The following is a 23,449-nucleotide window of genomic DNA, read 5'->3' as shown; positions in this document are numbered from 1 at the left end:
AAAGAGAGGGAGTTTACTGGCAAAAGGTCTGGAATGCAGAAAGGGCAGACAAATCGCAGACGCGGGCCGCTCAGACTTCAGCGGCCAACGTCTGCGATGTGTACAGCCTGCCTCGGGGTAGCGGGTTTCGTCGGGCGATTGTGCTTGAACGGTTATTTGCGCAGTAGCACGGCGCCTGCCAGCGAGGCCGCGAGGGCAAGCACGGCCCCCGCCAGAAATGCCATGGAATAGCCGCTGCTCAATGCCTCAAGCGGCGCCAGACCGCTCTCCACAAGATGGTCACGATGGTATGCGGCGAGGCTGCTGATGAAGGCCAGGCCTAACGCGCCTCCCATCATGAAGGATGTATTGACGATGCCCGAGGCGAGACCCGACTCGCTGGGGGGGGCATCGTTCATGGCGGCGACGAGGACCGGATTGAAAGCCATCCCTGCACCCAATCCGAGCAAGAGCATCCCAGGCAAGACGTCCATCAGAAAATCACCGTTGACCGGTGCTCGCGACAGCAGGAGCAGCCCTGCTGCGGCCAGAGCGAGACCCACTACCAACGGGGGCTTGATACCGTAGCGGATGATCAGTCGGGAGGACAGGCTCAACGAACACACGGCCATCACGAGGTTGGCGGGCAAAAACGCCAATCCTACTTCGAGCGGGCTATAGCCCAATACCTGCTGCAGGTACAGAGCGCAAAGAAAAAACCAGGCGAACATCGACGTTGCCCACAGCACGCCGATCAGATTGGCCGTGCTCAGGTTTCGCAGCCGGAACAGCCGTAGCGGCACCAGCGGTTCTTTCACGCGAGTCTCTATGACCAGGAACAGCACGAAGGACAAGGCCGCCAGCGCCAGTAACCCGAGGGTTTGCACAGATCCCCAGCCAACGTGATTGCCATTCATGATCGAATACACCGCCAGCATCAGTGCGGCGATGATGGTGATGGCGCCGCCGACATCGAGCGAAGCTCTGCTGATGTTTTCGGCTGGCGGCAGCAACCTCAGGGTTAAGCCAAGGACGATAACGCCCAAAGGCAGATTGACCAGGAAAATCGAGTGCCAGTCATAAGTGTTGGTCAGCACGCCGCCCAGTAATACGCCGATGCTGCCGCCGCCGGCACACACAAAGCTGTAGGCGCCGATGGCTTTCGCGCGCTCGATCGGGTCGGTGAACAAATGAATGATCAGTGACAGCGCCGTGGCTGTGACCAATGCACCACCGAGGCCCTGAAAACCCCGTGCCGCCACCAGTGTCCATTGCGTCGAGGCCATGCCGCAGGCCAGCGATGCCAGAGTGAAGACCGTGACCCCGGTAATAAACAGATTGCGCTGTCCGTACAAGTCGCCCAGACGACCGCCCAGCAACAGGAAACCGCCGAACGTCAGCAAGTACGCATTGACGATCCAGGCCAGCGAAACATCGCTGAAGCCCAGTTGCAATTTTATCGAGGGTAACGCGACGTTAACGATGGTGGTGTCGAGCACAATCATCAACGTGGCCAGGCAAATAATCATTAAGGCTTGCCAGCGTTTCTCGCGATAAGCCTCCTGCGCAAGGCTCAAGGGAAGTGAGCGAGTGCTTATATCATCCATAAAAAATATCCATGTAATAAGTTGCTTGAGTAAACGATCCCGGAAGTGCCGTATTTATGGGGCGAAGTAGGATTTCAGTGAAGGTTTTTTCACGCCGTCGGCACGATATTTAAACAGGTATCACGGGCGCAAAATGTGATTTCGCAGTGAATGTAGCCCAATATTTGATATTTGCAAGTCGGGTTGCTTCATTCGCTTTTGGTGATGTAGGCTCTTCGTCAATAGTTGATGGCAGTGCCGCAGTCGAGTATCAGTTGTTTGTCGTAACATATTGTATTTGTGTATGTTTTTAGAGTTTATGGACTGGGCGTTTAATTAAGCGCCGAAATAGTGGCCGGGAGGGCCGATATACAATGCACAGGCTCGCAAGTTGCTATGAAGAGCTTATATTCGAGCGCATCGAGAATAATCGGGCCGATCCCGGTTGCATGCTGTCATATGGCTTCTTGCTTCATGGCGATATAGTGGCAACTGTGTTGAGTGATGCACTGAGTACTTTGATGCGTCGCCATTATCCGGTGGCTTTGAGTACATTCGTGAGAAGAGCCTACGGTGTTCATGTTTATCCGGCTGCCATGCCGGAAAACGTCCTGGAATATGTAGAAAGTCCTCCCCTGAGTGATACGGGTGTTGTCTGCAATCTGGCCGCTTCGCTCCCGGACAACCGACTGTTTCGCTTCACGCTGACCCGGCATTCGGAGCATCTCCACCATCTGCGTTTGACGTTCAGCCATCTGATCTTCGATGGGCAGTGCTATCGGATATTTTGCACCCTGCTGTCCCGCCTTTACGGACAAACGCATGTGCAGTCCGAATCGGTCTCTGAGATTCAAAGTCCGCGCAGTCGTGCAGGTGAGGCGGTGCCCCCAGAGTCGGTCGACTCTCTGGCGTTCTGGAAAGATCGGCTGAGCCGGTATCCACTGGGTCAGGCACTGCCATTCCTCAAGGCGGGGCATCGCGGCGAATCGTCTTTTGTGACGGTGAAGCGCTCGCTGAACGGCCCGAACTATGCGGCGCTCCGGAACGTTGTCGTCGAATCTAACAGTACGTTGTTCAGGTTGATCGTGGCTGCGACGGCCATCACCGTTGCGCGTTACAGCAATGATCAGGATCTTGACGGGGTCAGCATTGCGCACACCCTCGACACTCGGCAAGAGCCCACAGTGCCAGGGTGCTTCACCAGCCTTGTGCCCCTGTGGATTCCCCATCATCCGGATTGGTCGCCTCGCCAGTACCTCAACCATGTGGATCAGGAGCGTCGAGCTGTCAGGCCGCATCAGCAACTGGCGCCGCAGCGGTTGTTGGGCCTGGCTGAGGAACGGCTCAACCGCAATCGTCCGGTCTTGAACGTTGTGGTCAATCAGTCAGAAGGGCTGTTGCCCAGTGTCTGCCCTGAGCTGGAAGCGCTCAGGGTCGAACTGGTTGAACGGCCGACCACCGGCGGGCCCTACGACCTGGCGGTGAATTTCCATCACGAGGCTGATGAACTGGCCCTCAGTGTCGATATGCCTCGCAGTCTTGCCACGCCAGCGCTGGTCAACGAGTGGGCCGATAATCTGCTGCAAGTGTTGAATCGATTTGTCAGTGATGGCGACACCGCGATCGATGCCATCGATTTCAGCCAGCCTCTGCGGCCGGCTGTCTGTGGTGATGTGCAGGCATTGACCGAGGCCGACAGCGTGGTCGCACGCTTTCAAGAGCAGGTGCAACGGCGTCCGGAAAAAATCGCCGTTCAGGCGCCGCAACAGGTGCTGACGTACGCACAAATGTTCGATCAGGCGCAGCATCTGGCCCGACAGATTCAGGCGCTCGTGCAGGAAGACTCCCTGCGGTACGGTATCGGTCTGATGCTGGGACGCTCTTCGTGGCTACCGGTGTCGATGCTTGCTGCACTGAATCTGCAGGTGCCGTTTATTCCGCTGGACAGCGCGTTGCCGGCACAGCGACTGGACGCCGTCCTCACGACAACGCGAATGGCCGTGGTGCTCAGTGACGGACAGGCCGATGTTGCCGGCCTGCGTGCCCGTCATCCAGACGTGCGGGTGATCGAGCTGCCTTGCACTGCCGCGATATCGCCACGTGACAGTCAGGAACCGCTGCGGCAAATGGGTTGTGATCAGGCCTACATTCTGTTCACTTCGGGTTCGACCGGTGTGCCCAAGGGGGTCGCCCCGACCCGAGACAATCTGGCGAATTTTCTCTTGGCCATGACGTTCGAGCCGGGGTTCTGTGAGGACGATCATTTCCTGGCATTGACGCCCATCAGTTTCGATATCTCGATTCTCGAACTGCTGTTGCCACTGGTCGTCGGCGCCACACTGGAAATTGTAGAGGATAAGGTCCGGCGCTCGGCACCCGCTCTCTCGCAGTACATCAATGAGTCTGCGGCCACGGTTGTCCAGGCCACGCCGGCGTCCTGGCGTTTGCTCAAGAATGCTCGCTGGTCCTGCCCCCGCCCGTTGACGATTGTCTGCGGCGGCGAAGCGCTGACGCCTGATATCGCTCGGTTCCTGCTGCGCGACAGGCACCTGTTGTACAACGTGTATGGCCCTACAGAGGCTACGATCTGGGCGTCTTGCGCACGAATTGACGATCCGCAGGTGATTCACCTCGGTCGCCCGCTACTGAACAATCGTTTCTACGTCGTTGACGAGCATTTACAAACCGTCGCCAGTGGCCAGGCCGGGGAGCTGCTGATCAGTGGCGCCAACGTCGCGCCAGGTTATTTGAATGTCGATAGCCAAAGCGCATTCATCGATGTACCCGGTATACAGGGCAAGGTCTACCGTACCGGGGACCGGGTCAGGCATTTCGGCGAGGGCCAGCTGACCTATTTGGGGCGTGCCGACAGTCAGCTCAAACTCAACGGCCATCGAATCGAAATTGAAGAAATCAATGTGCGTCTCGCCGCACTGCTCGGGCCGATGGAGGTGTTCACCGTCGTGCGCACGGGTACTGTTCCCCACTTATGCAGTTTTTATTGGTCGGGGCAGGGCGATGCCGTGGATGAGTCGAGCGTCCTGTCGGAACTGAAGAAAGCCCTGCCGCTTTACATGATTCCGTCTGCCTTGTTGCCCCTGGAAGCGATCCCGCTGACCTCGAGTGGCAAGGTCGATTTGCGCCGTCTGGCCAGCGAGCCGCTGATGCAACTGAGCGCCAAAGCCATTGGCGCGAGCACACCCTTGGCAACTCCGGAGCCCGCAGTTGTGGCGTTTGCGGACAGCGAGGCCAGTGTTCGCGCAATTATCCTGTCGTGTTTGGGGGTGGACGTTCATGACCGCCACTTACCTCTGGGCTGGCTGGGGTTGAACTCGATTTCCTACAATCTGCTGTCTCAGGCGCTGTCCGATGAGCTCGGCGTGCGCATTGCCCCGCATCGCTTCTATGCACTCAACACGCTGGCGGCCATCAGCGCAGAACTGTCGAATCGTTCGCCGCTCGACGCTGATGCCGACAGCCAGCAGGCGCAGGCGAAACCGCAACCGGACTCTTCGACGGAGCAGGACGGGCAGGTCGCGATCATCGGGTATTCCGTGCTGATGCCGGAAGATCTTGAAGCCCCCGCGTTCTGGCAGGCGTTGCTGGACAATCGAAACCTGATCTCCAGTACCTTGCGTCCCGGTTTCACCGCGCCTTTGCAGGGCGGCTTTCTGAAGAACATCAAGACGTTCGATGCCCGACTGTTTTCCATCTCGCCGCTGGAAGCCAATTACATGGATCCGCGTCAGCGACTGCTTTTGCAGACGACCTGGCGTACGCTCGAAGACGCCGGCTATGCGCCGCAAACCCTGGCCGGCACTCGAACCGGTTGCTACATTGCAGGCACGGGCGCCGACTACGCGACCCTGCAAGCGAAGTTTTCGACGCCATCCAACCCGTACACGCTGCCCGGCAACTCGTTGAGTATTCTGGCCAATCGCCTGTCGAGTTTCTTTGATTGGCGCGGTCCGTCGTTCACCCTTGATACCGCCTGCTCGGGTTCATTGAGTGCACTGGTCAAGGCGTGTCAGGATCTGGCTTCGGGCGTGTGCGACGTCGCTCTTGCGGGTGGTATCAACCTGATTGCCGATGAGCAGATTTCCCTGGGGCTGCAGGCCGGCAACTTCATGTCGCCACGCTTTCGTTGTGCCAGTTTCGATGAGTCTGCTGATGGCTACGTCCGTGCAGAAGGTGTCGGCTGCTTCTTGCTCAAACCCTTGCGTCAGGCGCAACAGGATGGCGATGCCATTCATGGCGTTATCCTGGCGCATGGCGAAAATCATGGCGGCCGGGCCAACTCCCTGACGGCACCCAACCCGGCCGCTCAAGCGGCACTGTTGACACGCGTCTACAGTCCTGCGCTTGCCGCGCAAGTCAGCTACATCGAGACCCACGGCACTGGCACGCTGCTGGGCGATCCTATCGAAATCGATGCGCTCAAGAGTGCGTGGCGCGAACTGTGTCCGAACCAGCCGCCGCAATCGGTCTGGCTAGGGGCGGTGAAATCCAATATCGGTCATCTGGAACCAGCCGCCGGAGCTGCCTCGCTGGCCAAAGTGCTGCTGGCCATGCAGCACGGCACGCTGACGGCAAACCATCATTTCAATCGTCTGAATCCACTGATCGATCTTGAGCAGTCACCGTTCTCGATCCTCAGTCAGACACGGCCATGGCCATCGCCGCAGGTTGCGGGTATCAGCTCTTTCGGTTTCGGGGGGGCCAATGCTCACCTGGTGGTCGGCCAGGCGCCTCGCCGTGAGCCTTGTGCCAATCTTCACGCCAGTTATCTGGTGACGTTGTCGGCGGCGAGCGACAAAGCCTTGCAAGCCATGCGGGAACAGCTCGGAGACTTTTTGTATCGCACGACGCAGTCCGATCCTTCGCTGCTTGGCCTGGAGCAGGTCGCTTACACATGCAATAACGGTCGTGCTCAGGCGGAGTACCGATTGGCTTGGGTGGCCAGCAGCCTTGCCGATCTGGTGCAGCAGATGGCACTGCCGTCGGCCTCATGGCGCGCCACCGCGCAAGCCAATGAGAACATTGCTGCCTCGCTGCCGGCAGATCTGCCTCGGCATGAAAGGTTGTCCGCCCTGCGTGAGTGCTTCTTGCAGGGTGAGACACTGGATTGGGCAAGCGTGCATCAGGGCGAAAGCGGCCAGCGGGTACACCTGCCGACGTATCGCTTCGACGAGCGCGAGTACTGGTTTGACCAGGTCCGACCTCAGCGTGCCGCACAGGGATCGCTCGGATGATGGGGGCGGGTATTTTTGCACCGTTCATTCAGCAGATTGGCAATCACAGAGCGACGCTCTGTGTGCCGCCTCATCATCCGTGTTTTTCCGATCATCAGGTGCGATCGTTGCCGGTGTTGCCCGGTGTGAGCTACCTGGAACTGGTCCTGAACACCGCGACGATGCTCTTTCCGCACTTCAGGGCAAACACGCTTGAGGACTGCCTGTGGCTCAGACCGTTTCTTGGCAACGTCGCGTCGCCTCGGCTCAATATCGAGTTCACGCCTGCCGGCAATCAGCGCCTGACATTTACTGTTGCTGACCAGGATCACACCTATGCCCTCGGCTGCCTTTGCAGCGAGACCGCCGTCACGCAAGTGCCTGCGCAGGGGCAGCGCATTCGCGAGCAACTGGTACTGAACTCAAGTCGCCATTTCGACCATCAGCAGGTGTACGCAGAGTTCAGTGGCATGGGCATCGATTACGGCCCGTTCTTCAAAAAGATCAGCCATGTGTGCATCCATGAACAACAGTCGCTGGCGTTGCTTTCAAGGCAGGCCGGCGCCGGGTTCTGTTTCAGTAATCTGCTGGACTGCGCGTTTCAATCGGGCATGGCGATTTCCATCGGTATCGAGCGGGGCAGCCTGATGCCGTTCTCGCTGGGCACGCTGGTACTGCATGCGCCCATCGACTTCAGTCACACGAATGAATACTGGGTCACTACCCAGAAACATACTGAGTTCCGAACCGATATCTGTGTGCTCAGCCATGACGGCAGACCACTGATTTCGGTTCGCGACCTGGGCGTCAAGCCGTCTCTTCTGTAAAGCGCAGATCATATTCATATGGAGGTGAAACATGAGCCAGCCCGTTCTTCCGTTCTCCCAGGTTGCATCATTGGTGTACGCACCGAAGTGGCAGTGTTCGAAGCTTCAGCTCGACACTCGCCCCTGCATCGAACGTGACATTCTGGTCGTGGTGCCAGCCGCACAGACCGCGACCTTCGATGCGCTCAAACAGTGGTTGCCCGAGGCGCAGTCGATATTGCTCACGGCTGAAAACGTCGAGCGGGCAGGGTGGATGGTCGAGAGCGGTGCGGTTTCGCGCATTGTCTTCATGTCGGTTACGCCCTGGCGCGACGGTATCGATGATCACGCGATAAAACTCTTTCTGCAGATGAACAAACGGTTGGCCGGTCTGGCGCATCTGCGGCTGGATATCATGACGGTCAAGTCGATCGTGTCACCGGCTGCCGAAGCACCGACCCATCCGGTTGACAGTGTCTACATAGGTCTGGGGCAAACGGCGGCCAAGGAATTCAGTGGCTGGGACGTGCGTTGTTTCTCCCTGGCGGCGTTCACTGCGGAGCATTTTCGGGCGGCGTTACAGGGGCACTTTCCGGTCGAGAGCGGGCAACCGGTCAGTCTTGATCACCAGCAATGGTGGACACCGACACTGGTCGCGCATCCGTTGACGCCGGTCGACTCGGCCAAGGGGTTCAAACAGGGAGGCACCTACCTGATATTCGGCGCCGCGGGTGGTCTGGGCAGCATGCTCGCCCACTACCTGGCCAGTCGTTATCAGGCTCGTCTGATTCTCGTCGGTCGTCGCGCCAACGCCGATGAGCTGCTCGCGAATCTGCGTCCCCTGGCCGCCAGTGTGGTGTATGAGCGGGTCGACCTGACTGATGCGGCCGCCGTCACGGCACTGTTGGCGCGTCACCCGCAAATAGACGGGATCATTCACTCGGCGCTGCTGCTCGATGATGCGGTGCTGAGCAACATGACCGAGCAGGCGTTAATGCGTGTGCTGGAGCCGAAGTTGCACGGCATGGTCAATTTGCTCAATGCGGTACGTGGTCGTGACTTCGATTTTGTCCTGCTGTTTTCCTCGATCCAGTCCTACATTGCCAACGCCGGCCAGGCCAACTACACCGCAGCCTGTGTCAGCAAGGACGCACTGGGGGGGCTGTTGCGCGATGTGCTGATGGTGAACACCAAAGTCATCAACTGGGGTTATTGGGGTTCAATCGGCATTGTGGCGTCGCCCCTTTATCGTGAGCGGATGCAAAAATTGCAGATCGGCTCGATCGAAGCGCCGGAGGGCCTGGCGATCATCGAAGCGTTGCTGCACAGTGCCGTGCCTCAGATCAGCGTGGTCAAAGCGTCAGCGCAAGCCTTGCAGCGGTTACGCATCACCCCTCATCCCGACGTCGCGACCGCGTCCCCGGCGAGCGATTCGCTTGCGCTGCTGACGGCCATCGTCCCGGCGTTTGACCCCCACAGCGAGGCTGTGCGGCGCAATATCGGCTTGTCCCTCGGGTTGCAAAACTACGCCCGAGCACGTCTGGCGCAGACCACCATTCCAGCGGTTACGGTGCCTCGGCACGCCAAACTGGTGGCCGCCATCAAAGCCATCGCGCCCAGTGACGGCCCCACGCGTGAACAATTGCTCAGTGAATTTCCGCAAAGTGCCGGGCATGTCACATTGCTTGACGCTTGCCTGGCGCGCTATCCACAAATACTCAGCGGCGAAATCGACCCTTTGACGGTGCTGTTTCCCGAAGGCAGCTTTGCGCTGGTCGAGCCGGTGTACCGTGACAATCCGCTGGCGGACTATTTCAACAATGTCGTGGCGCAGGTCGTCGACAGGTTTGTCCGGCAGCAAGCTCGTCCCTTGCAGTTGCTTGAAGTGGGCGCGGGTACGGGCAGTACCTGTCAGTTTGTACTTCCGGTGCTGCGCGGGAGCGAGGCTACTTACACGTTTACTGACCTCTCACATGCCTTTTTGAACAAGGCACGCGCACGCTTTTCCGACTACGGATTCGTACGGTACGAACTGTGCGATATCGCCCGGCCGCCCACCAACGACCAGCGCTATGACGTGATTATTGCGACGAACGTCATCCATGCGACTGCCGATCTTCCGGCGACGCTGGCCAACGTACGTGATCGGCTGGCGCCAGGCGGCATCTTTATTCTCAACGAAATTACCTCCTGCCAGGACTACGCCACACTGACGTTTGGCCTGACCGAAGGCTGGTGGTTGAGTGTTGATCCTTACCGGATTCCCAACAGCCCGCTGGTGGCTGCCGCGACCTGGCAGTCCTTGCTGCGCGAGGCCGGCTTCAGCGCAACGATGGGTCATGGCACCGAAGATCAGCAGGTGCTCGTTGCCAGACTGGAACCCGCCGGCGTGGCGTCTGCTCCGGTGGCCGGCGCCGCTCCGAGCGTTGACGTCGGCGGTGATTCGCGCACGAAGGTCGAGCGCTGGGTTCGTCGGGTGATTGCTGATGTGCTGCACGCCTACGAAGACGAAATCGATGTGAACCAGCCTTTCAACGAATACGGCGTCGATTCGTTGATTGCAATGGAGTTGCTCAAGCCCTTCAAGGAAAGCCTGGGTTACTTGCCGGCCACCGTGTTGTTCGAACATCCGACTATCTCGCGTCTGACAGAGCACTTTCTGACGGAGTTCGGTGAGCAGGTGCAGCGCGCGGCCGGCACCCCGCCGGATCCTGCCATTGGCACGGAGCAAGCGCCCGCTGTCGTCATGCCGACAGCACCCGCGCTGGCAGCCTCATCGCAACCGGCCAGGGCGTTCTTGCGCCAGGTGATCGCCCAGACAATGTTGATGGACCCCGACGAATTGGAAGACGCGGTGCCGTTCAAGGAATACGGCATTGATTCGATCATTTCTCTGGAGTTGCTCAAACCGTTGCGAGAGCGGTTTGGTTATTTGCCGGCGACATTGCTGTTCGAGTATCCGACAGTCGAGCGGTTGGCGACCTACCTTGAGCAACACTACCCCGATGCCGTCGTGCCGCAGGTAACGGTGCCTGCATCGATGACAACGGATGTGCCGGGCGAGCCGGTTCAGCCCGCTGCCTCGGGTGACGGCATGGACGCCGCGTTGCAGGCACGCGCCGATGACCTGGCGGTCGTCGGTGTGGCGGGGCAGTTTCCCGATGCCGACGATGTGCAGGAGTTCTGGGCGAATCTGCTGGCCGGGCGGCAATGCACCGCCACAGTTCCTGCGCAACGCTGGCCACTGAAAGGCTTCGAGAACCCACGCAGTCCGCTTGAAGGCGGGAGTTACACCTCGGCAGGCGGATTTGTGCGGGATGTTGATGCGTTCGACTATTCGTTTTTCGGTATCACCCCGCTCGAAGCTCAGCGCATGGATCCGCAGGAGCGCCTGTTTCTGCAGAACGCTTATCAGACGTTCGCCGATGCGGGTTATCGGCGCGCAGATCTCAAAGGCAGTGAGACTGGCGTTTTTGTCGGGGTGATGAATGGTGGTTATGCCTGGCATCGTCCTGAAGACCCGAAAGACCCGATGCCAACGTCGCTGTTCTGGTCAATTGCCAATCGTGTTTCCTACCTGTTCGATCTCAAGGGACCGAGCATGGCCATCGACACGGCCTGTTCGGCTTCGCTGACCGCGCTGCACCTGGCCTGCCAGGCTGTGCGCAATGGCGATTGCAGTCAGGCACTCGTCGGTGGGGTCAACTTGATCGTCAACCCGCGTCATTACGAGCAGCTCTGCAGCCTGCACATGCTTTCGCGCTCAGGCACCTGCAGCCCGTTCGGCTCAGAAGCGGATGGTTTCGTCGACGGTGAGGGCGTCTGCTCGATTCTGATCAAACCCTATGCCGAAGCGATCCACGCCAATGACCGTATCTATGGGGTGATCCGCGGTACTGCGATCAATGCCGGTGGCCAATCCAACGGATACTCGGCGCCCAATCCACAAGCGCAGTCGCGGGTCGTCGACAAGGCACTTGAACGTGCCGGGCTGACGGCGGCCGATATCGATTTTGTCGAAGCGCATGGCACCGGTACCGAGTTGGGTGATCCGATCGAGATCCGAGGTCTGAGCAGCGTGTTCAACGGACTCACACCGGGTTCGGTCGCCATCGGTTCGGTAAAGGGCAATGTCGGGCACCTGGAGTCGGCGGCGGGGATGACCGGCGTCATCAAGGTACTCAAACAATTGCAGGCTCGCACGTTGGCACCCTCGATCAACGCGCAGCAGATCAACCCACTGTTGAACCTCGCCAGCACGCCGTTTTATCTGGTTCAGCAACCCAAGGTCCTGTCAGCGAACGGCACCCTGTACGGTTCGGTCAGCTCGTTTGGCGCGGGCGGGGCGAATGCCCACGCGGTGTTGCAATCGGTGCCGGCACCGGTGACCCAACCCGCTGGCGAGGTGAACATCGCGCTGTTGTCGGCGCGTACCGAGGCGGGTTTGCAACGGCAAATCGATGCGCTGCACGACTGGCTGGAGCAACACGATCCGGCGCTCGGTGCGCTCAGCTACACCTTGTGTTGTGCACGGGAACACTTCGCCCACCGCGAAGGTTACGTGTTCTCCAGCAAGGCGCAGTTATTGAGCCTGCTGCGTGAAGACCTGCAGCAGCGTGCGTCGGCACATACCGCCCCGGTCGATCCCGCTTCGATTGCTGTGCCGGGCGATTCCGCGTCGTTGACGGCGGCGCAGGCGGCGGAACGGGTGCAGGCATTCAAGGCGGGCCAGGACATTGCGTGGTCGGCATTCTTTGCGCGGCGCGAGGTCATCTCGTTGCCCGGTTATCCGTTCGAGAAAACCCGGTCGTGGGTCAAGTCGAGTCAAAGTGCGTTCCATCATGCCAATGATCTGGTGCGTCAACATTCGATTCTCGGCACCGAAATCGCACCGGCGGCATGGGCGCTTGCACGTTGCCTGGAGAGTCGCCGCGACATGAGCCTGAAGGCCGTGACCTGGCGCAGTGTCATACGTGATCTGGATGATGTGCTGCTGGACATCAACGGCGAGCGCTTCGAGTTGCGCTCACTGGATCACGCACAGATTTACTGTGAAGGCCTGCTGCAACCGGCAGTCGAACCTTCACGGCTGAACTGGCCGGCTGCCGACACCTCGACGACCTTTCTGGAACACCAGCGGATTTACCGGCAGTTCACTGATCTGGGTTATTGCTACGGCGAAGATCTGCGGCCTCTGCGATGGGCAAAGGTAGGGTCGAGCAGTGCCAGGACATTGATTGATGTGGGGCGTGACTGGGGTTATCGGATCTCGCCGGCCCTGATCGACGGCGGCTTGCAAACCGCAATTTTGATCCCGCAATTGCAGGGGCTGGGTGCAAATGAACTGCTGGTGCCGTACCACTTGGGCGAGTTTCAGGTGTTGCGTATTCCGCAGCATGAAGCGGTGTTCTGTCATTGCGTGATGCGCCCGGCGCAGCCCGGTGATCGTTCGGTCACTTTCGATTTGCTGTTTAGCGATGGCCAGGGCAATCCACTGATTGTCATGCGCGAGTTGACGTCGGTGGTGGTGCATGAAAACGCGTTGAAAACCGTGCGTCCTGCCGGCGTCGAGCGTGATTTTTCGGCGGTTCACCGGCCGTCCCGGATCGTCGCCTTCGACCTCGATTAAGAGAGGAACGCTCATGTTGGTAGGTATGTTTCCCGGCCAGGGATCACAGTTTCCTGGTATGGGGCGAGAGTTATTCGCCCGCTATACGCTGCAATGCGAAATCGCCGACGAGATTCTCGGTTATTCGATCACTGCGCTGTGCAAGGGCGATGATGCCGCCCGGATGAACTCGACGGCCTATACCCAACCGGCGATTTTCTTCGTCAGTTGTCTGGCCTGGCTTGACCGTCAACAGCAGGGCGGCGACTTGCCGCAGTTACTGATCGGGCACAGCCTGGGCTTGTATGCCGCACTGTTCGGTGCCGGGGCTTTCGACCTGGCAACCGGCCTGCGCCTGGTGGCCAAGCGAGGCGAGTTGATGGCGGCGGTGCAGGGCGGGGCAATGGCGGCGATCATCGGCGACAACGTCGAGCGTTTGCCTGAGCTGCTGCTTGAACATCAGTTTCATCAAATTGATGTCGCCAACTACAACAGTCCGGTGCAGGCCGTGATCAGCGGCAAGGCCGAGGACATCGACGCGGCGTGCAAAGCGCTGGAACAGCATGACTTGCGATGTGTGCGCCTTCCCGTCAGCGGGGCGTTCCATTCCCGTTACATGGAGCCGGCCCGGTTGAACTATGTCGCGTTCCTGCAACAGCAGACGCTGGGTTCTCCCGGTGCACAGGTAGTTTCCAGCACCAGCGGCGAACGCCTCGGCCAGACGCATTTACTAGAAGAAATGGCCCTGCAACTGGTGCGTCCGGTGCGTTGGACCCAAAGCATTCGCGCCTTGTGTTCACGCTATGACGATATTGCCTTCGAGGAAATAGGACCGGGCCAGGTCTTGACCCGTTTGAACGCGCAATTGCTTGCGCACCACTGAACAGCGCTTGAAGACACGGATGAGGTCGATATGAAACGCGAAAGGATTGCGATTATTGGCGGCGGTGCCGCAGGTACGACGGCCGCCTGGCAGTTGCACACGCTACATGATGTCACTCTGTTCGAGGCCGGCCCGCGATTGGGAGGGCATGCCTATACCCACCATTTCAATGTCGGTGAGGACACGTTGCACGTCGACATGGGGGTCGAATATTTCAACGAACGCCTGGCCCCGAACCTGTTCGCGATGTTGCAGCAGTTGGGCATCGAGACCTACATCGCGCCCATGTCGTTTCGCGCAGCATTTCCCGGGGTCGACAATGCCTGGAGCAACCTGCACGGCCGCGGGCACCTGCGCGAGGAACTGGCTGATGAGATCGACCGCTTTCATCTGGACATGACCCAGGTGCTCAGCGACGGAGATCCGCGCTACAAGAAACTCAACATCGGACAGTTTCTCGCCGAGCGCAACTACTCCGAAACCTTTAAACAGCAGGCATTGCTGCCCCTGTTGACGACGTTTTCCGGATGCAACGCACCCTCGCTGGAATACACGCTCATGTACGTCGCGGTTTCGTTCAACATGAGCCTGTTGTCGTTTTTCACGCCGGGTGTCTGGCGCAAGGCCAAGGGCGGCATCGACGGCTATCTGCGCCTTCTGGGCGAGATATTGGGGGCGCGCGTACGCCTTGCCTGCCCGATACGGCAAGTACGCAAGGAGGCCGGTCGTGGCTGGCGGGTGGAGACAGAACAAGGCGACATTGAACATTTCGACAGTGTGATCTTTGCTACGCACGCCGATGTCACCCTCAAGTTGCTCGAAGCACCAAGTGCCGAACAACGGGACATTCTTTCGCGTTTTGACTATGTGCCGACTCGCAGTGTGCTGCACACCGATGAACAACTGCTGGTCGAAGGCGGGCGGGGTGAGTACTGCGAGTTTTCCCGACCTGCCGGTCTCGAGGGCGCGGATCATGGGCAGCTGACGCGTATCAACAATGCTCTGGCGCCCTATGCCCATGTGCGTGAGCCGGTGTTGGTGACATTCGACCCCAAACAGGCCATCTGCCCCGAACGGCAAGTGTGTGAACAGCACTGGAAATTGCCGAAGCTGCGTCCGGTCGACTTCTACCAGAAGTCGCGCTATCGCCGCATTCAGGGGCTGGGGAAACTCTGGTACTGCGGCACCGACACCTCACTGACCGGTCACGAAGGGGCGGTGGTGTCGGGGTTGGTCATTGCCCACCGGCTGGGTGCCGACCATCCCTTTGCCGACAATAATCTGGCCGCCATTCAGTTCAATGTCATCAAGGATCTGATGGGGGTGCACCGCCCCTCCGAGCGCTTCAAGGCGACACTGACCAACATGCTGTTCGCGGCCGCCAAGGGCACCTCGCTGCACAAGAGCCAGTCTCACAAATTCATCAAGGACGTCATCGTTTAAGCCGACTCAGCGGTTTCGCGAGCACATCATCTGACAGGGAGTTTCATTATGTTGATCCAGGCCGACAACGTCTGCGTGGTTATTTTCAATATGCAACTGGAAATGATTCCGTTGCTGCATGAAGGCACGCAAGTGCTGAACAACTGCTGCTGGCTCGCCGATGTGGCACAGACCCTCCAGGTGCCGACGCTGATTATCGAGCACAGCAAACTCGGCGCATCGTCCCAGGCATTGAAAGAGGTGGCGGGCAGCGCCTCTTATCTTGAAAAGACCTGGTTCGACTGCAGCTCGCATGACTCGATTGCCCATCCACTTGAGGCTGCCGGCAGGCGCCAGGTGGTGCTGGCCGGGGCGGAGTCGCATGTGTGCCTTCTGCAGTCGGCACTGGGCCTGCGCGAATCAGGTTATGAGGTCAGTGTGATGGCGGATGCGTGCAGTGCGCGCAATCTTTTCGACCACCAGCACGCGCTGGCCAATTTCGCGCAGGCAGGCATACGCGTGCTGACCCGGGAAATGTTCTTCTTCGAATGCATCCGTCACTCCACGCGGCCCGACTACATCGAGCTGGCAATGAAATATCTGGACGGGCGATACATCCGCTAAACGAACAGAAGGATTGCCAGCACACCGGCTTCGATGGTTACCGAGAGATTTTTTTATATGGATATTTTCAAGCGTCATTTCGTCCCGAAACCGATTGCTTCCGGGTCGGTTGCAGCGTTGCGCGGCAGTGTCCTGCTGACCGACAGCGATGAGTTCGCGCGCTGGGGCAGCACCGCTGGGCTGGCGGTCATTCAGACTGACATCGAACGCCTGGCCGCACCGGATGAACTGGAAAAACTCCTCTCACGCCTCGACGCTGGCCGTGCGCACACGGTTCTTTGCGCATTGTCCGGGGAGTGCCCGCCCGCCGTTGAGCAATACTCGGCAGTCAGCCAATGCACTCAGGTTTTTCTGGCGCTGCTCAAGGGTTTGATCAAGCAGTCCAGAGCCATCACGCTGGTCGGGCTGCGCCGTCACGATGCGCTGGCCGCGAGTGTGCTTGACGGTCTGGGGTTGTCGGCATGCCAGGAAACCACTCGCCTGCAATATACCTCTCTGATCGTTGAGGGCGCGTTGACCTCGACGTTGGCCCAAGCCATTGCCACAGTGTTGCAGCAGCCAGGTGTTCGCTACCGTTTCGACGGGCACACGCTGGCGTGTGAGCACCTTGAGCCGGTGGATTATCGACTTGCGGCGAGCGCTGAATCCGCCTTGCGCACCAACGCTTGCTACGTGGTCACGGGTGGCGGTGGCGGTGTCGGTCGGTTGTTGTGTCGATGGCTGTCTCGCGAGTACCGGGCCAAGGTCTGTGTGGTTGGCCGTTCGCCGGTGGATGACGAGCGACGCGCGATGCTTGTAGCACACGGAGTAACCTCTTATGTGCAGGCCGATGTAGCGGACCGCCAGTCACTGGCGGGCGCTCTGCAACATTTCAAGGATCGTTATGGCGCCATTGACGGGGTTTTTCACTTGGCGGGCACGACGGCTGATCGCCTGCTGATCAATAAAAATCCGGCTGATGTCGAGCGAGTGCTGTTACCCAAGATTGCCGGCAGTCTGAATCTTTGGGCACTGGACTCACTGATACAGCCAGGTTTTGTCTGTCACTTCAGTTCCCTCAGTGGACTGGTGGGTAATGTCGGTCAGGCTGACTACGCCGCTGCGAACGGTTTTATCGATGAGCTGACCGATTTTGTCAGTCGTCAGGCACCCGGCGGCCATGCGCGCTGGCAATCGATCAACTGGGGGTTGTGGGCTTCCGAAGGCATGCAAATGGCCGAAGGCAGCAGTGAGTTACTGCCCTTGTCGGACGAGCAGGGGCTGGCGGCATTGCGCGGCATTCTCGATCAGAGCGCGCCACGGCTGGTGGCCTTCGCTGGCAGTCGCGCCGTACTGGGCGCACTGAACCCATCAAATGACGGACAAACTGTCACCGACGCAGTGGCCGCCGCGCAGCTGCCGGCGCAAGCTCAGGTCAGTGAGTGGCTGGGTTCACTGGTTCATACCTTCAGTGGTTTGCGCGATGTTTCGCAGGACGCATCGCTGGTGGCGCTGGGGGTGACATCGTCCGCGCTGATCAGCATTGTCTCGGCGGTAGAGCAGCGGCTGAGCGCCACTGGCGTCGCAGTTTCCCTGAGCAAGGCGCTGATTTTCGATTACTCATCGATCGGCGCATTGACGGACTATTTGCTGGCTACCCAGCCCGGAGCGCTGGCCGCAGCGTTTACCAGTGAAAGGGTGCAGACATTGACGCCCGTACCCGCCGTTGAGGCGATTGCGTCCGTGCCTGGCGCACAGGCCAGCCTTGAGGCGCGCCTGACACAGTGGGTTCAAGAGCTGGTTCAGCGCTTCAGCGGCCTGTCCGATCCGGCAGTGGACGACAATCTGCTGGAGCGTGGCCTGGACTCGGTGACCAGTATCAATATCGCCACCGAACTGGCACGACGTCTGTCGAGCCAAACCCCGGTCAACATCAGCAAGACACTGTTGTTTGAATACTCAAGCATCGGCCAGATCGTACGTTTTCTCACAGAGCGCTTTGCGGTGCAGGTGGCTGCCGTGCTGGAGACTGCCGTGAGGCAAACGGCAGCAGAGATCAAGCCGGCTGACGTGACGGCGAAGGTGACGATCAATGCCGGGGTCGATGCTGCGTCCGATACCAGCGTTCACTATCGCCCTGACGATATTGCGATTATCGGCGTGGCAGGCGAGTTTCCCGGCGCGGACAATCTGGCCCAGTTGTGGGCGTTGCTGGAGTCCGGGTCGGAGGCGATCACTGTCATTCCCCCCGAGCGCTGGGACTGGCAGCGCGACTACTGCGCTGACCCCAAACAAGCGGGCACCAGCTATGGCCGTCATGGCGGGTTTCTGCGCCGGGCCAAACAGTTCGATCCAGGCTTCTTTTCCATCACGCCGATTGAGGCCGCGCGTCTGGATCCTCAGGAACGGCGGCTGCTGGAAATGGCCTACCATGCGCTGGAAGACGCCGGGCACTTTGCCTTTGCGCTGGAGAGCACGGGCGTCTTTACGGCGGCAATGTTCGGCCATTATCAAAACCTCAACGCTGCCAGTGCGGTGACGAGCAGTTCTTTCGCCTCGATCGCCAACCGCATTTCCTACACGTTCAATCTTCAAGGGCCGAGCCTGTGTGTCGATACCATGTGTTCGGGGTCGCTGACGGCCCTGCATCTGGCCATCAACAGTTTGCGCAGTGGCGAATGCACTCAGGCGTTGGTCGGTGCGGTCAATATCATGCCGCATCCGGGCAAGTTCAAATTGCTCTCGGCGGGGCGTTTCCTGAGTCCCAGTGGGCGCTGCCACAGTTTTGGTATTGAAGCCGACGGTTATGTGCCGGGCGAGGGCGCCATTGCCCTGATACTCAAACCGCTGGCCCACGCACAAGCCAATGACGACCGAATTCACGGCGTCATTCGTGCCAGTGCGCTGAATAGTGGCGGACGCTCCAGCGGTTTTACCGTGCCCTCGGCTAGAGCGCAGGAGCAAGTGATTCGTCAGGCGTTGAGCAAGTCGGGCGTGGAGGCCAACCAGATCGATTACGTGGAAGCCCACGGCACCGGCACTCGGCTGGGCGATCCCATCGAGATCAATGCGCTAAGCGCAGCCTATGGCACACGGCAAGGCGAGCGGCGCTGCATCGGTTCGATCAAGAGCAATATCGGGCACCTTGAATCGGCTGCCGGGTTGGCTGGACTGGTGAAAATCCTGTTGCAGTTCCAGCATCAGGTGCGGGTGCCGACGCTTAACTGTGAAATCGAAAATCCCTGGCTGAATCTCGCCGAGACAGACTTTCGCCTGCCGCGCACCCGCGAAGTCTGGAGCGCCCAGGCACCGCTGCTGGCCGGGCTGAGTTCGTTCGGTGCCGGGGGGAGCAATGCGCATGTCATCGTTCAGCAGTACATCGCGGCGCCACCCGCGCCGGAGCCGCACGCTGAGTATCTGTTGCCCGTTTCAGCGCGTACACCCTCGGCACTAAAGGCCCGGATCAACGACCTGCACGCCTGGCTCAAGGAGCACCCGCAAGCCAGCCTCGCGGCGATTGCCTATACCTTGGGCGTTGCGCGTGAACATTTTGGCCACCGTCACTGTTTTGTTGCCGAGAACCTGGCGAGCTTCAACCGACAGCTGGCGGATGTCGCGGCCGACAAGCCTGTTGCTGCTCAGTCGCAGTCCGTGTTGCAACCGCTTCAGGCGTCTTATCTGGCGGGTGGGACACTCAATTTCGCAGCGTTGCATGATCGCCGCAGGCTGGTGTCGTTGCCTCATTATCCGTTTGAAGAACAGTCGTACTGGGATGACCAACTCTTCATCCCGGGGCCGACGGTCACGGCTGTGCAGGCCTCTGGCCGCGAGCACACTGGCGCGCTGGAAAAAGTCTCGGAGCCTGTGTGTTTTCAAACCGTCTGGGAGCCGCAAGCGGTTCATCCATCGACCGGCGCGCAAGGGCAGGGCGTCATTGTTTTTTGCAGTCCGTCGCAAGCTCGTGCGTTGGTCGGGCAACCGCACACCGTGGTGGTGACGCCCGGCGACAGCCTGCACCTGGATGAGCACTTCGCCCAGGTGCGCAGTGATTCGATCGACGATTGTCGGCAAGTCCTGCAGCGCTACGCCTCGAGCGACAGGGTGCGGCGGCCATGGCTGATCAACCTGGTTCACAGTAGTGCCGAGGACATGCAAGCTGCATGGGCGGGCTGGCAGTTCACGCTGGCCAAGGCGATCAGTGCTGAAGGGGCGGGCTACCGGATGGCCTTTGTCCACGAAGAACGTCTGGATACCTGGCCGATGCCCGCCGCCGGTGCCGTGAACCGATTGTTTCGCGTGTTGCAGATGGAGCAGCCTGAATTCCAGTTGCTGTCGATGACCGTCGCTGCGCACGATTTTGAACGTGTCCCGGAACTGCTGGTGTCAGTGCGGGGGGAACTGGCCAATGCCGTCGATGGCTTCAATGCCACTCGGCATGGGGCCGGTGAGCGTTGGCAGTCCCGCGTTCGTGAAGTGCCATGGCCGGTGGCGGCCGGCAGCCGTTTTCGCCACCAGGGCGTCTACCTGATCACCGGCGGTCTGGGCCTTATCGGGCTGGCGGTCGCGGCGCGCTTGATCCAGCAGTTCGACGCCAGGGTTGTACTGGTCGGTCGCAGCCCCGCCGGGGACGTTGAGCGCGACAAGCTGGCCGGGTTGGCGGCACCGGCAAACGTTGAGTACATCAGCGCCGACATTAGCGATAGCGCTGCCGTGAATGATCTGGTCAGATCGGTCATTGCCAGGCACGGTGCGTTGCACGGCGTGTTGCATGCTGCCGGCATCACTCGCGACGGGCTGTTGCGCAATAAACAACTGGAAGATTTCCAGAAAGTGATTGCGGTGAAGCTCAACGGCACGCGTAATCTCGATCATGCGACTGCCGATGTAGCGCTGGACTTCTTCGTGTTGTTTTCCTCTGTGTCCGGGTTGTTCGGCAATGTCGGCCAGGCCGACTACGCCGTGGCCAATCATTATCTGGACCTGTTCGCTGGCGGCCGTCAGCGGCAAGTCGCGCAGGGGCATCGGCGTGGTTTGAGCCTGTCGGTGAACTGGCCTTTGTGGCTTGAGGAACACCGTGACGACGCGTCGGATCGCGCTGCCCTGGGTCGCTACCTGCAAGACAACTACGGCATGCAACCGTTGACCCCGGCCGTCGGCGTCGATCTGTTGGTGCGGCTGATTGATGGCGTGGACGCGAGCATGACGCAGATTGCTCCGTTCATGGGTGACAGCGAGAAGATCCGTCGCAGTATTGCTCCCGACCGACTGCACAGCCACTCGGCGCCGCAAGCCGGCGCAGCGACCAACGCTGAAACAACCCGTGAATCGGCAACGCCTGAGGCACTGAAGTTGCGGCTCAAGGTGCTGTTGAGTGCGTTGACCGGATTGCTCACCGCAAACATCGATGATCATTGCAGTTTTGGTGACCTGGGATTGAACTCGGTCATGTTGCAGCAACTGGCGCAAGACATTGAGGCGCAGTTCAACGTGCCGATGGCACCCAATACCCTGTTTACCTACAACTCGGTCGCGCAGTTGATCGAATACCTTCATGAGCGCGGTGCGCAGGCGACTGCGGTTTCGCCATCGGTGCCAGGGGTTCCGTCAGCTTCGGCAACGCTGACAATGCCGGCTGACGCTACAGATGCCCATGACCAGCGGATTGCGATCATCGGCATGGACGGCCGCTTGCCCGGCGGCGATGACATCGCCGGATTCTGGCAGGGACTGATCGCCAACCGCAGTGCAATCCAGGCAGTACGTCGCTGGCCAGACAAAGACTGTCACGCCGGAATCATTGCCGATATCGAGCATTTCGACGCGCGTTTTTTCGGTATATCGGCGCGTGAGGCAATGCTGATGGACCCGCAACACCGACTGTTTTTGCAAGCGTGCTACAACACGTTGCTCGATGCCGGTTACGCGCCGTCCTCGCTGAAGCGGGTGGGGGTTTTTGCGGGGGTCCAGTTCACGGATTACCAGACGTTGCTGCAGCGTTCGGGGCAAAGCTTTCACCCCTTTGCCGCCACCGGGAACGCCCACGCCATGTTGGCTAACCGGGTGTCCTACCTGTTCGATTTCGAAGGGCCGAGCCAATCGATCGATACGGCCTGTTCGAGTGCGTTGGTGGCGGTGAACCGCGCGGTCATGTCGCTGCAACGTGGGGAGTGCGATTACGCGCTGGCCGGTGCAGTCAGCTTGTTGATCGACAGCGACATGACCGAAGCGGCGCAGAGTATGGGCGTGCTCTCGCCAAACTTTCGTTGCGCCACTTTCGATAGCGAAGCCGATGGTTACGTACGTGCGGAGGGGGTTGGCAGTCTGTTGCTCAAGCGCCTGGCCGATGCTCGGCGCGACGGTGACAGCATCCATGCGGTGATTGAAGCCGCCGAGGAGAATCACGGCGGGCGGGGTCACTCACTGACGGCGCCGAACCCCAACGCACAAAAACGCTTGTTGCTGGCGGCCTATACCCCGGAGCTGGCGGCGCGCGTCAGTTACATCGAGACCCATGGCACGGGCACCCGCCTGGGCGATCCAGTGGAAATCGATGCCTTGAAGGGCGCCTGGCGCACGCTGGCGCCGGACCAGAAAAACACGGTGTTGCTCGGCTCGGTCAAGTCCAATGTCGGTCACCTGGAGCCCGCCGCTGCCATTGCATCCTTGTTCAAAGTGATTCTGGCCTTCAAGCACCGAATGCTGCCGGCCAATTTGCATCTGCGCACACTCAATCCCTACATCGACTTCGAGCATTCGCCATTCAAAGTGCTGGATCGCAATACGCCCTGGGAGGGGCAGGAACGCGTCGCCGGAATCAGTTCGTTCGGTTTCGGCGGCACCAATGCTCATGTGGTGCTGAGCGAACCGCCGGCCTCCACCACACCGCAGGCATCGAGCCATGAGGAACATCTGGTCGTCTTGTCTGCCCGCAGTCGCGACTCGTTGCTTGCCATGAAGGACGCCTTGCTGCGGCACCTTGAATCGCCCTTGGTTCAGTCCCGGGCTCTGGCCGACATTGCATTTACCCTGGGGGTCGGGCGTGAGCATTTTGAATACCGCCTGGCCTGGAACGTTCGTACCGTCGATGCGTTGCTGCAGGCTTTGCGCGCAGAACTGCCCCCGGATATTCGCCAGGTCGGACGCGACAGCCAAGGCGCCGACCTCGATCAGCAAGGGGCGGACCTGCGCGAACGCTATTTGCAGGGTGGGCAGGTGCCCTGGCAGACCCTGTATCCGCAGGCTGGTCGCCTGCATTTGCCGGGTTATGCCTTCGATACGCGCCAGTATTGGTTTGACGATGAAGTACAGGTTCAGCCGGGCAATCGCTGAAA

At 59.7% G+C, this 23,449-nt stretch carries 9 protein-coding genes; 7 read left to right on the top strand and 2 right to left on the bottom strand.

The window, feature by feature from the left end:
• Window positions 1–152: 152 nt before the first annotated feature.
• Both AC1RME_RS08040 and AC1RME_RS08035 read right to left on the bottom strand, forming a co-directional pair.
• Window positions 153–1,586: an MFS transporter gene (locus AC1RME_RS08040; protein ID WP_096820048.1), complete on the bottom strand. Its 1,434-nt coding sequence runs from the start codon at window positions 1,584–1,586 to the stop codon at window positions 153–155.
• A 434-nt stretch (window positions 1,587–2,020) separates the two neighbouring features.
• Complete coding sequence (locus AC1RME_RS08035; protein ID WP_255261916.1) at window positions 2,021–2,389, bottom strand: hypothetical protein; 369 nt, start codon at window positions 2,387–2,389, stop codon at window positions 2,021–2,023.
• On the opposite strand from AC1RME_RS08035, the gene AC1RME_RS08030 reads away from it, so the two are divergent.
• The 7 genes from AC1RME_RS08030 to AC1RME_RS08000 are packed head-to-tail and all read left to right on the top strand — an operon-like array spanning window position 2,270 to window position 23,447.
• On the top strand, window positions 2,270–6,817 hold the full coding sequence (locus AC1RME_RS08030; protein WP_493091137.1) for an AMP-binding protein: 4,548 nt from the start codon (window positions 2,270–2,272) through the stop codon (window positions 6,815–6,817). The genes AC1RME_RS08035 and AC1RME_RS08030 overlap by 120 nt on opposite strands.
• Window positions 6,814–7,623: a polyketide synthase dehydratase domain-containing protein gene (locus AC1RME_RS08025; protein WP_096820046.1), complete on the top strand. Its 810-nt coding sequence runs from the start codon at window positions 6,814–6,816 to the stop codon at window positions 7,621–7,623. The genes AC1RME_RS08030 and AC1RME_RS08025 overlap by 4 nt, the downstream gene beginning before the upstream one ends.
• 31 nt (window positions 7,624–7,654) lie before the next feature.
• The gene (locus AC1RME_RS08020) at window positions 7,655–13,231 is read left to right on the top strand and encodes an SDR family NAD(P)-dependent oxidoreductase (RefSeq protein ID WP_096820045.1); all 5,577 of its coding nucleotides are present in this window, start codon (window positions 7,655–7,657) and stop codon (window positions 13,229–13,231) included.
• Window positions 13,232–13,244: 13 nt separating this feature from the next.
• The gene (locus AC1RME_RS08015; protein WP_096820044.1) at window positions 13,245–14,093 is read left to right on the top strand and encodes an ACP S-malonyltransferase; all 849 of its coding nucleotides are present in this window, start codon (window positions 13,245–13,247) and stop codon (window positions 14,091–14,093) included.
• A gap of 30 nt (window positions 14,094–14,123) precedes the next feature.
• Window positions 14,124–15,536, top strand: coding sequence for an FAD-dependent oxidoreductase (locus tag AC1RME_RS08010; RefSeq protein WP_096820043.1), 1,413 nt, complete (start codon window positions 14,124–14,126; stop codon window positions 15,534–15,536).
• A gap of 48 nt (window positions 15,537–15,584) precedes the next feature.
• The gene (locus AC1RME_RS08005; protein ID WP_096820042.1) at window positions 15,585–16,139 is read left to right on the top strand and encodes an isochorismatase family protein; all 555 of its coding nucleotides are present in this window, start codon (window positions 15,585–15,587) and stop codon (window positions 16,137–16,139) included.
• Between the two features lie 57 nt (window positions 16,140–16,196).
• Window positions 16,197–23,447 (top strand): SDR family NAD(P)-dependent oxidoreductase, encoded by a 7,251-nt coding sequence (locus AC1RME_RS08000; RefSeq protein WP_176504832.1) that lies wholly within the window; start codon window positions 16,197–16,199, stop codon window positions 23,445–23,447.
• The last annotated feature ends 2 nt before the right edge of the window (window positions 23,448–23,449 follow it).

The sequence above is a fragment of the Pseudomonas sp. GW822-FHT03F08 genome (genome assembly GCF_058801265.1).
Note: the sequence above shows the minus strand (reverse complement) of the source record. Positions and strands in the feature narration are given on the sequence as shown.